Annotated in this window: 7 protein-coding genes; 5 read left to right on the top strand and 2 right to left on the bottom strand. The window is 42.6% G+C overall.

The features are described from left to right. Positions 1–179: 179 nt before the first annotated feature. Positions 180–308, bottom strand: a complete 129-nt coding sequence (gene yhfH / locus WKU33_RS11580; protein ID WP_156854614.1) for a protein YhfH — start codon at positions 306–308, stop codon at positions 180–182. 232 nt (positions 309–540) lie between these two features. On the opposite strand from yhfH, the gene WKU33_RS11575 reads away from it, so the two are divergent. After that, positions 541–1536 carry a lipoate--protein ligase gene (locus WKU33_RS11575; protein ID WP_340454669.1) on the top strand — a complete coding sequence of 332 codons (996 nt, stop codon included), beginning with the start codon at positions 541–543 and terminating at the stop codon, positions 1534–1536. A 671-nt stretch (positions 1537–2207) separates the two neighbouring features. Further along, on the top strand, positions 2208–2759 hold the full coding sequence (locus WKU33_RS11570; RefSeq protein ID WP_188857781.1) for a competence protein ComK: 552 nt from the start codon (positions 2208–2210) through the stop codon (positions 2757–2759). On the opposite strand, the gene WKU33_RS11565 is transcribed toward WKU33_RS11570, so the two are convergent. Further along, a complete protein-coding gene (locus tag WKU33_RS11565) occupies positions 2740–3123 on the bottom strand; it encodes a hypothetical protein (protein ID WP_156854611.1) in 384 nt (127 codons plus the stop codon). The two genes, WKU33_RS11570 and WKU33_RS11565, sit on opposite strands and share 20 nt — an antisense overlap. Positions 3124–3309: 186 nt before the next feature. Here WKU33_RS11565 and WKU33_RS11560 point away from each other — a divergent pair, with 186 nt between their 5' ends. From WKU33_RS11560 to addA, 3 genes are all read left to right on the top strand, one after another. Beyond that, positions 3310–3972 (top strand): TVP38/TMEM64 family protein, encoded by a 663-nt coding sequence (locus WKU33_RS11560; RefSeq protein ID WP_156854610.1) that lies wholly within the window; start codon positions 3310–3312, stop codon positions 3970–3972. Between the two features lie 446 nt (positions 3973–4418). Continuing rightward, positions 4419–7907, top strand: a complete 3489-nt coding sequence (addB, locus tag WKU33_RS11555; RefSeq protein ID WP_340454665.1) for a helicase-exonuclease AddAB subunit AddB — start codon at positions 4419–4421, stop codon at positions 7905–7907. Then, positions 7907–11635, top strand: coding sequence for a helicase-exonuclease AddAB subunit AddA (gene addA, locus WKU33_RS11550; protein ID WP_340454663.1), 3729 nt, complete (start codon positions 7907–7909; stop codon positions 11633–11635). Before addB ends, addA begins: the two co-directional genes overlap by 1 nt. The last annotated feature ends 36 nt before the right edge of the window (positions 11636–11671 follow it).

The raw sequence follows: 11671 nt of genomic DNA, 5'->3' as shown, positions 1-11671 counted from the left end.
ACTCTAAATGATTATAATACAAATAAAAATAAAATGATAGAATCTTTCAAAAGAAGGGAAAGAAAAAAATGACAGATGTTCTTATGAACAACTGTCTTAAAAGGAGAAATATGGTGTTGTAATACAGTTGGAAACTAAACTAGAGTGAATAGGTTCTGTAAAACAAATGAAGCGCGTGACTATCTTGCAGGATGATCACATTCATCACAAATATTGCCATAGCAGTCAGCTTTTTCATAAATATCCTGACCGCATTTGTTGCACTTCTTCTTTGGTAAACTTTTGAAAAACTCAACTAAACCTAGCATGCGTGGTTCCTCCTCGTTTGTTTGTCAATTAATTACCTGTTGAATGTATTGTAATATAACAGAGTGTGATTTGTCAACGCTGTTTTAATACATTTTTGAAAAACTTTTTTGACTATTATATAATATGCGGCGAAAACGTTGTTATACTACACGTTAGCCTGGCTTTATTTATTGCTTTAGAATTTTGTTTCCATTAGAATATTTATATAGATAATCAAGAGGAGGCCAGGCAATGAAATTTATTGATAACAAAGGAATTACCGATCCAATGATCAACCTCGCCATTGAAGAATATATTTTGGAAAACTTCGGAGAAACGGATACATACTTGCTCTTTTATGTGAATGGACCTTCCATTATTATCGGAAGAAACCAGAACACGATTGAAGAAATTAACACGGATTATGTAGAAGCGAATAATATTAAAGTTGTTCGCCGATTATCCGGTGGCGGTGCAGTGTATCACGATGAAGAGAACTTGAATTTCAGCTTTATTACGAAGGATGACGGGGAGAGCTTCCAAAACTTCCAGAAGTTCACCCAGCCGATTGTTGATGCATTGAATGAAAGAGGGGTACCAGCTGAGTTACAAGGTAGAAACGATATTGCAGTTGAAGGAAGAAAAATTTCCGGAAACGCCATGTTTTCTACGAGAGGTAGAATGTTTAGTCATGGTACACTAATGTTAAATTCGAAAATCGATGAACTGACGAAAGCGTTGAAAGTTAACAAGATTAAAATAGAATCGAAAGGAATAAAATCAATTCGAAGTCGTGTAGCAAATATTAATGAATACTTAGAAGACAAGCTGACGATTGAAGAATTTAAAGAAATGATTTTGAAGCATGTGTTTAACGTCGATGATGTCAAAGACGTTCCACAATATGTACTGACAGATGAAGACTGGGAAAAAATCCATGAGATTTCCCGCAACCGTTATCAAAAGTGGGAATGGAACTATGGTAAGTCACCGTCATTCAACATTCAGGAATCTCACAAATTCCCTGCAGGCCTTGTTGACGTTCGTCTAAATGTGAAAAAAGGTATCATTGAGGATTGCACGATTTTTGGTGACTTCTTCGGAATTGGGGAAATTAAAGACTTGGAGAATAAATTAATTGGTCTCCGTCATGACCGAAAAACAATTGAAGCGGCACTCGAAGACTTCCCTGTTTCACATTATCTTGGGAAAATCTCCAAAGAAGATTTCATTAATTTGATTTATTAAATCCTAGACTCCTAGTCAATAAACTGCTGATTTCTTTTATTCAGCGTGAGCCAACCTTCTCCTGGAGGTCCGCAGTCCAGACACCTCTCGCTTTCCGCGGGCGGCCGGCAAGCCTCCTCGCGCTATCGCGCTGTGGGGTCTCGCCAGGCCTATCCTCCCGCAGGAGTCTCGAGGTGTCTGGACTGCTCCGAGGAAAGGCCTAATTTGGAGCACTACTTTTCATTTTAGTAAGAGGACACCTATCATGGTGGGATACTTTCCATTAATAATAACACTCTCTAACAGTTCATTTGCGCGATGGACTGTGACTCCTGCGGGAATAGCACGAGTCCGAAGACCCCGCAGAGCGGTAGCCCGAGGAGGCTTCGGCTGTGCTCTAGGATGCGCATCCGTCCACTGGGCAATTGAACGGCGATTAGAACGCGATAATTAGTGAACGAGCGAGACACTTACGTTGGATGAAAGTGATTGGGGAGATTTGAGTTAGTAGACCTTGACGAAGGTGGAATGTCTAGGTCTTTTTTTGTTTTAAAAATTGATTATTTAACAACATTTTTATCAGTTTGTTGGTTTTTTTCTAAAAATTTGGTTTTATGTCTTTCTTTTTTAATGGGTCTTTGTTATTATATGTTCAAGCCACTTTCTTTTTCTCATGGAAAGGAAGTTTCTAAATGAATGCAAAAATATTTACCTCTTCTCATGAAATCAGTCCGTTGACAATGGCTATTATCGCGAGCCGTGATAAAGAGGGCAGACTCATCAGTTATATCTTGGATGAGTCGGCAGAGTACGTTAGCGATAAATCCCCAAGTAAACTCATCGATGAAGCCTGTATGTTCTTCGGGAGCAGTTTGAAGGGAAGGCAGGAAGGAAGCCGCGTCATTAGCGGGTTCACCCATAAAGTTCCTGTTTCCATTGATCCCGCAAGTGGTATGTATTTCCTGCCTACATACTCCCCGACAAGCCCAAAGTGTTCTTGGCTCTCTCATTCCCATGTTGATGACGTGATACCATTAACTGAAGGAGACACCGAAGTACTTTTTATCAATGGAAAAACAATCACCCTTGATGTGTCTTACGGTTCGTTAACCAATCAGGTACGCCGAACAGCCCAGTTCCGTTATAGATTGAATAGCCGTTTACACCATATGGGGAAAGGGATGATAGCCGAGACCCCGAATCCATTTGACGCGCCGAATACTTTTAAGAATGAACGCGATTAGAGTCAGTCTCAAGCGCTTGAATGAGATGTTCTTTGATAATCAGTTCCACTTTTTTGCGGATGGAAGGATTGAAATAGTTCCGTTTTTCCTCTCTGCCTTGGCAAAGAAACAGAAAAGAGGAGAAGGAATCATTTTTGTTTAGCGTAATGACTTCTATATTTTGTTTCTTCATCTTGAATTTTAATCCCCTTCGCTCTTCTAACGCCAAAGACTCCATTTTCTTCAAAAGTTCCAGATAGGGCGCTTTAATTTTAAACGGCCCTTCGTCAACATGCTGGATGTCTTGTCTCATTACAACAATTGCCATCGAAAGAAATAGGAAACGGGAAGCGATTGCGTATTCCTCTTCCGTAATAAATCGCATGAGCCATCCTCCTTTAAGAGAACATGTGTTTGCTTTAGTTTATTATACGACAAACTTGAAAAAAATACTATAATAAAAGAGAAAAAAGAAAGTGGCAAAATTTAGTGATGTTAAACTAGGATATTTCTGAAAGATAATTTAAACTATAAGAAACGTGTTCATCTATGCTGAGGAGAATGGGCTTACATGTACTTATTATCAACGACCATTACATTTCAAAATTGGAGAACGAAATTACAAAATGAAGAAATTGAGGAATTTATTCAACAACTATTGAACCAGTATGAAGGATTAGGCCCTTTACCGGGAATTTTATTGCCTTTTATTGAAGCGCTCTTGCCATTTTTACCGCTTATGGTATTTGTCTTGGCGAATGCTGCTGCTTATGGTTTATTGAAAGGTTTTCTCTATTCATGGATCGGTGCTTGTGTTGGTGCGATTCTTGTTTTCTTGCTCATGCGAAAGTTATCAAATGCTGAATGGGTGGAACGAAAGATTAAGCAAAACAAACAAGTCTCCCGGGTGACGAGCTGGGTAGAACGGCATGGCTTTGGACCATTGTTTCTTTTACTTTGTTTTCCATTTTCTCCATCTGCAATAATTAATATTGTCGCAGGCTTTTCAAGGATTAGCGCACAACAGTTTATTCTGGCTGTGCTGCTCGGGAAAGCGGTGATGATATTCTCTATCGCTTACGTCGGATCAAGTATGATGGAATTTGCCAAAAACCCGATGAAAACAATCGTTGTACTCATCGGAGTGGGGTTATTCTGGTTCATTGGCAAATACCTAGAAGGCCGATTACAGCGCAAAGTAATGGAGAAAAACTATCCAAAAAGAACAAACTAAAAATATAGGAGCAGGCTTATATCTCTGGTAAACTAGAGATATAAGCCTTTTGCTTTATACTCGGGTTCGGGAGGCTCAACACACCTACGCTTTCTGCGGACGGCTGATGAGCTCCTTCTGAGGCGGAGGCGCCTTGCGATGTCTCATTGCTGCCTCTTTTCCTGCAGGAACCTTTGGGGTGTTATACTCGCTCCCAGTAAAAATTGTAAATAAACGTCTGATTTTGTTTTCAATTAATTTTATTAGTTGCATAGACGATAAAAAAATTAAATTCAAAAAGCCTATTCAAAGTATCTCCTGGGAGCAGTCCAAAGCTTGAGATTCAAGCGGGAGCTTCATCACTCGTTCGTGGAAAGCGAGAGGGTTTGGGCTACGGGCCTTGGGAGATTAGACAAAGTACATTTAACAATTTGTAAATAGATTTTGATCATTAGAGGAGGATACCTATGGGAATACGCTTTATTACTGGGCGTTCCGGAACAGATAAAAGTCAAATTGTCATTGAAGAAATTAAAGAAAAACTGTTGGAAAGCCCGCATGGCAAACCAATATTTTATATCGTCCCCGACCAAATGACCTTCCAACAAGAACGCGCCCTATTCACCGCGGAAGGAATTGACGGAAGCATCCGCGCACAAGTAGCTAGCTTCTCACGACTCGCCTGGCGCATCTTGCAAGAAGTCGGCGGCGGGACAAGACAATTTATTAGCTCGATCGGTATTCAAATGATGCTCCGGAAGATTATTGAAGAAAAACAAGGGGAATGGTATACCTTTAAAAATGCATTGGAAAAACAAGGATTTCTCCAAGAGCTCGAACGGATGATAACTGAATTTAAACGATACCAGGTCACCCCGGAAATCTTGCAGCAAGAAATTGCGGGAATAGAAAAATATGTTCATAAGGAGCCAAATGAAGTAAGTCTGGAAATGAAATTGCGGGATTTGCTATATATTTATGAACGTTTAACCGAGCGCCTGGCGCCTCACTATATTGATAGCGAAGACCAGCTCCAATTGCTTGCGGAAAAAATCGGTACATCCCGTCTGCTGGAAGATGCAGAAATTTATTTGGATGGTTTTCATCAATTTACACCAAATGAACTTGCGGTAGTAGAAGCCTTATTGAAGAAATGTAAGACGGTTACTGTCGTGCTCACGGTGGACGATACGAGAGAAGAGCCAGCAGAGCTTGATCTGTTTTATCAGACGAAGGAAACCTATCATCAGCTCGTGCAACTAGCAGAAGCGAATGATGTTCCGCTTGAGGAGCAGCTGGAATTTTACCCGGAGAACGGCAGATTCAAGGAGCGTCCTTACTTTCTCCATATGGAAAAATATTTTGACACAAGACCTGCTCCAACTTATGAAGGTGAAGTTCCGATTCAAATTGCTGAGGCGGTACATCCACGAGCGGAAGTGGAAGGAGCCGCTCAGGAAATTCTTCGGCTCGTTCGGGAACAAGATTACCGTTATCGTGATTTTGCTGTCTTTATGCGGGAAGCAAATGTTTATCATGATCTAATTGATACAATTTTTGAAGATCATGGTATTCCTGTCTTTATTGATGAGAAGAAATCGATGTTGAACCACCCTTTTATCGAATTTATCCGCTCCATTTTTGATGTAATTGAAGGGAATTGGCGCTATGATGCCGTCTTCCGGGTGCTGAAAACGGGTTTTGTTCCACCTGCCGATAAGCATTATCCGTTGACGGCGGATGCGATTGATGAACTGGAGAATTATGTATTAGAGTATGGAATCCGTACAAGGGAGCGCTGGTTTGCTGAAGAAGAATGGATCTTTCAACGTTTCCGCGGGTTTGAGGAAGCGGGTCAAACAGATCGGGAGCTCGACAAACAGAAGCGGATTAATCGTTATCGCCGGCAAATTGTCTACTCTTTACAAGGGTTTGATGAGGCGATACGGGAGGCGGAAACCGTCCGCGAAAAGTGTGAAGTTCTATTCAAATTATTTGAACAGGTGCGGGCACCTGAACGATTGGAACAAATGCGGGAAACAGATGACGCAGCAGGGGAAATTGAAAAAGCACGGGAGCAGGAACAAGTGTGGGATGGTGTCTTGAAAATCCTTGATGAGCTTGTTGAAATGGCAGGCGAGGAGTCACTAAGTCTTGATGTCTTCCGTACGACGCTGGAAGCAGGTTTAGAGACGCTTGAGTTTGCCCATGTACCACCGAGTATGGACCATGTGATTGTTGGGACAATTGATCGCTCCCGGATTGGCCGCGTTCAGGTTGCTTTTTTGCTTGGGGTCAATGATGGAGTCTGGCCAATGAAACCAGCAGGAGATGGGCTCATCAATGAAAGGGAAAGAGAACTACTTGAACAAAATGGTGTCCGCTTGGCAGAAAGCAGTGTTCGCCAGTTGCTTGATGATCAATTTTTTATGTATCTTGCGTTTACCGTTGCCAGGGACCGTCTGCATATTAGTTACACATTAAGCGATGAGGAAGGGAAGGGGAAAATGCCGTCCCAGCTCATCAAGCGAGTAGAGGATCTTTTCCCTGAGACGAAGGGAAGGTCCCTGCTTCAAGATCCGGATGACCTTGTGCGTGCTGAACGATTTATTACGTACCCGGTCAAGACAAGAGCAGCCTTAACGGCGCAACTTGCCCGTTATCGCCGGGGCTATCCAGTGGAAGATGTCTGGTGGCATGTATTAAATTGGTATATGGAACAGGAGCCAAAAAACGATACGACTTATATGATTTTGCAAAGTCTCTACTACCGGAATTTGCCGACTGACCTAGCTGAAGATACGATTAAAGAACTTTATCCAAAACAGGTTAAGGCGAGTGTTAGTAGACTGGAAACATACTATCGCTGTTCTTATCAACATTTTGCAAGATACAGTTTAAACTTGGAAGAGAGAAGAAGGTATAAGCTGGATGCGCCAAATATTGGTCAGTTATTCCATGAAGCGCTCAAGGTCATTACCGAGTGGATTCGAATAGAGGGCAGAGATTACCGGGAATTGTCGAAGGAAGATTCCAGTGCCTATGCGCACCGGGCTGTTGGTAAGCTTGCTCCTATTTTACAGCATCAGATATTATATAGCTCGAATCGTTATAAATATATTCAACAGAAGTTACAGGAAACAATTGCTAGAGCAACGTTTATCTTGAGTGAACAAGCAAGGAAAAGTAATTTTTCACCTGTCGGATTAGAAGTCGCTTTCGGTGAGAATGCACCTCTAAAGCCAATGGTAATGCAGTTGCCAAATGGCTTTGAACTCATTCTTCGCGGCCAAATTGACCGGGTCGACCAAGCGAAAATAAATGACGAGCTTTATTTACGGATTATTGATTATAAATCAAGTGACCAAGGTTTGAAGCTCTTGAATGTTTATTACGGTCTTGCCTTGCAGATGCTTGCATACCTTGATGTCGTCTTGTCCCAAGCGGAGGAGTGGCTTGGAATGAAGGCGAGTCCTGCTGGTGTTCTTTATTTCCATGTTCATAATCCGATGATTAGTGAACAACCAGATATGGAAGCAAGCAAGCTGGAAAAGGAATTGTTCAAAGCGTTTAAAATGAAAGGACTGTTGCTTCAGGATGAGACAACTGTTCGTAGTATGGATACAGCTCTTGAAACTGGACATAGCGACATGCTGCCAATTGCGCTTACGAAAACGGGAAACTTTTATAAACAGTCTAAAGTGGCAACGAAAGATACATTCCACGATTTGCAACAATATATCCATGGACTGATCGAGCAGGCCGGGATTGAAATTACAACCGGACAAGTCAAGCTCAATCCATATCAGGATCAGCAAATGACAGCATGTAAATTCTGTCCATTCCTTTCTGTCTGTCAATTTGATACAGGCTTGGAAGAGAATGAATTTCGCCGGCTGAAACACATGTCAGAAAGTGAAGTGCTTGAGAAAATAGCAGGGGAGGAGGAGCATTAATGGTACAGTGGACAAAAGAACAAGAAGAAGCGATTTATACAGCAGGAACGAATATCCTTGTTGCAGCCGCAGCCGGGTCTGGAAAAACGGCAGTGCTCGTCGAACGGATTATTCAAAAACTGCTGGACAAAGCGGACCCGGTTGATATCGACTCCTTACTAGTCGTAACCTTTACGAATGCAGCAGCACAAGAAATGCGTAACCGTGTAGGAACAGCTCTTGAGCGAGCGCTTGAAGTGGACCCGGATTCCGTGCACTTAAAGAAACAGTTATCCTTACTCCAGCGCGCATCGATCTCTACTCTTCATTCATTCTGTCTCGAAGTCATCCGGCAGTATGCCTATCTATTAGATATTGATCCGGGCTTTCGAATTGGCGATGATATGGAGATGGATTTAATTAAACAGGATGTACTCGATGATTTATTTGAGGAATGGTACGGTGACGAGGCGAGTGCCGTTGATGAATTCTTTCAAGTAGTCGATCGCTTTTCGAGTGACCGGAGTGACGTCGATGTTGAGGAATTGATTTTAAAGTTATACACCTTCGCAATTCAGAATCCTTGGCCGGAACAATGGCTTGATGATTTAGCGGAAAGCTATCATATTCCGGAAGATTGGGAGGAAGATGATTTAGACTTTCTTCCAATCCTTAAATATGAAATAAAGAATACATTGACAGGTATCCGGCAGCAAATGGAACAGGCACTGACGATTGCGAGGGAAAGTGATGGCCCCGACGCTTATATCGATACAATCACTTCTGACCTCGAAGGCTTACATGCTGCAGAAGAACGGATAGATTCCTGGAGTGAACTTGTCGAATGGATGGACAGTTATAAATTTATCCGCCTTTCGTCAAAGAAAATGGATTGTAACGAAGAGAAGAAAGAAGCTGTGAAAGCTTTACGAAAGAGCTATAGGGACAGTTTTAGTACGATCCAGAAAAAATGGTTGAGCAGGCCCCTAGAACGCCATGTGGCGGAGATGCAGGAAATGTATCCGGTCATTAAAAAACTGACGGGACTTGTAAAAGAGTTTAAGACAGAATTTACGAAGGCGAAGAAGGAAAAGGCACTTGTTGATTTTTCCGACTTGGAACATTACTGTCTGGAGCTGTTACTGGATGAGGAGGCAGATGCGGATACACTAATACCCTCCCGTGTCGCTCTTGATTTGCAAGCTAAATTTACAGAAGTGCTTGTTGATGAATATCAGGATACGAACCATGTGCAGGAAACGATTATCCAAATGGTGAGTAAACAGGAAAATCCAGGCAATACATTCATGGTCGGGGACGTCAAACAGAGTGTCTACCGCTTCCGGCATGCCGAACCAAGACTATTCCTTGAGAAATATAAACGTTTCCGTATGGAGGAAGGTGCTGGAAAGCGGATTGATCTCGCGAGTAACTTCCGTAGCAGGGAAGAAGTTTTAAACGCGACGAATTATATTTTCCGGCAAGTTATTGATGAAGCTTTAGGTGAGATAGAATATGACGCGGCAGCTGAATTGATTTACGGGAATAAAAGCTATGATGAGGTGCCGATTGCTCGTCCTGAGGCGGAGCTTATTTTAATTGATGGAGATAAAGAAGTGGAGCCTCTTGAGGGTGAAACGGAAGAAGCGGAAGATTTCCGCGATCTTGAAAAGGCGCAAATCGAAGGCAGAGCTTATGCCAAGCTGATTAAAAAGTGGATCGGGCGAGACGGAGAAGCCTTTTCAGTCGTCGATAAAGAAACTGGTGCCCAGCGTCCTGCCCAATACCGCGATATTGTCATCTTACTTCGAGGGATGAAACAAGCTCCAGTTATTGCCGAAGAATTAAAGCAGCAAGGCATACCAGTTTATGCTGATGTTTCGGAAGGATACTTTGAAGCGATCGAAATAAAAGTGATGATCAGTCTATTGAAAGTAATTGATAATCCACACCAGGATATTCCGCTTGCTTCCGTACTCCGTTCACCTATTCTCGGGTTAAATGAAGATGAACTGACTCAAATCAGGGTGGCAAACCGGAATGGATCCTTTTATGAAGCGCTTGGAACCTACGTAAAAGCGAATGATAACAAAACGACGGCAAAGCTTGCGCCATTTTTGGAACGCTTAAAAGAATTTAGGCGTGCGGCAAGAGACGGTGCGTTATCGGAATTAATATGGGATATTTACCGTGAGACCGGCTATTATGACTTTGTCGGTGGCATGCCCGGTGGAAGACAGCGCCAAGCGAATTTACGTGCGCTCTATGACCGGGCGCGAGGCTATGAATCAACGAGTTTCCGTGGACTATTCCGATTCCTGCGCTTTATTGAGCGTATGGAGGAAGAAGGGAAAGACTTAGGAGCTGCCCGTGCGCTTAGTGAACAAGAAGATGTGGTTCGGATTATGACAATCCATAAGAGTAAAGGTCTTGAGTTTCCAATTGTCATTGTCGGCATGATGGATAAACAATTTAATTTACGCGATTTAAATGAAAAGTATTTGTTGGATAAGACATATGGATTTGCAACAAAGTTCATTGATCCGGTCAAACGCCTGACATATACGACCCTTTTCTATGAAGCTGTTAAAATGAAGAAGTTAAGAGAGCAGCTCGCTGAAGAAATGCGTGTTCTTTATGTTGCGCTCACAAGGGCAAAGGAAAAACTCGTCATGACTGGTTATGTTAGGGAACTACAGAAACAATTGGATAATTGGGATAAAATACTTGACCATCCGGACTGGGTGCTGCCGGAACATTATCGTCTAGAGAAGAAATCGTATCTTGATTGGGTTGGCCCTGCACTCATCCGTCATGAACAGAACGAAATCCTAAGGACGAGGGAGCTACCAGTGGGATTAGGACAGGAGATTCGTAAAGATCATTCGCGGTGGGAAATCACCATTGTCCATGCGCGCGATTTAACGAACTTGGATGCGGATGAAAGCATAGAGAAAGAGCAATTGAAAGAACATATTGAAGCGTGGGAGCCGGTTCCCGTGAAGAGTGAGACGCTTCGGGAGTATGTCAATGAGCGGTTAAATTATAATTATCCGGACAAGGAAGCGACAATGACGAGGGCGAAGCAGACGGTGACGGAAATCAAACGTCAGCGCGAGCTTTTTGATGAATATGGTGCGGATCAATTGATCTCCGATTATAAGCCGCCGATCATCAAGCGGCCGAACTTCCTGCAGAAGGAGAAGACACTAAGTTCTGCGGAAAAGGGAACGGCAATGCATACGGTCATGCAGCATTTGCCATTGAATAGAGTTCTTACCGCCCCAGAGATTGCAGAAGAAGTCGAGCGGCTTGTGGAAAAGGAAATCCTGACACGAACTGAGGCAGATGTTATTGATATTGCTGCGATTGAACATTTTTACGGCACTCCTTTAGCGGAATATATGAGGAAGATTGAGGGGGTGTATCGCGAGGTTCCGTTTAGTCTCATGCTCAAGGCCGAAGAAGTCTATTCGGAATTTGATCCGGAGAAAAAGGAAGAAGTACTCATTCAGGGGGTAATCGATTGCCTTATTCCAAAAGATGATGGCTGGATCATCCTGGATTATAAGACGGATACAATTACCGAACCTGTTACATCTGCCTTAGAAGAAAAACTAAGGAAAAGATACAAAGTCCAGCTATCCCTATACCGGGCCGCGGTTGAACGAATCTGGAACCAGCCGGTAAAAGAAGCATATTTATACTTTTTCGAAAAACAACTATTCATACAAGTCCCAGAAGGGTAAACTATAAGTAGAATCGGGACATTGGGGTCAGAGCAG

Origin of the sequence: Oceanobacillus sp. HCA-5259 (genome assembly GCF_037892815.1) — a bacterium.
Lineage (GTDB): Bacteria > Bacillota > Bacilli > Bacillales > Amphibacillaceae > Oceanobacillus > Oceanobacillus indicireducens.
Note: the sequence above shows the minus strand (reverse complement) of the source record. Positions and strands in the feature narration are given on the sequence as shown.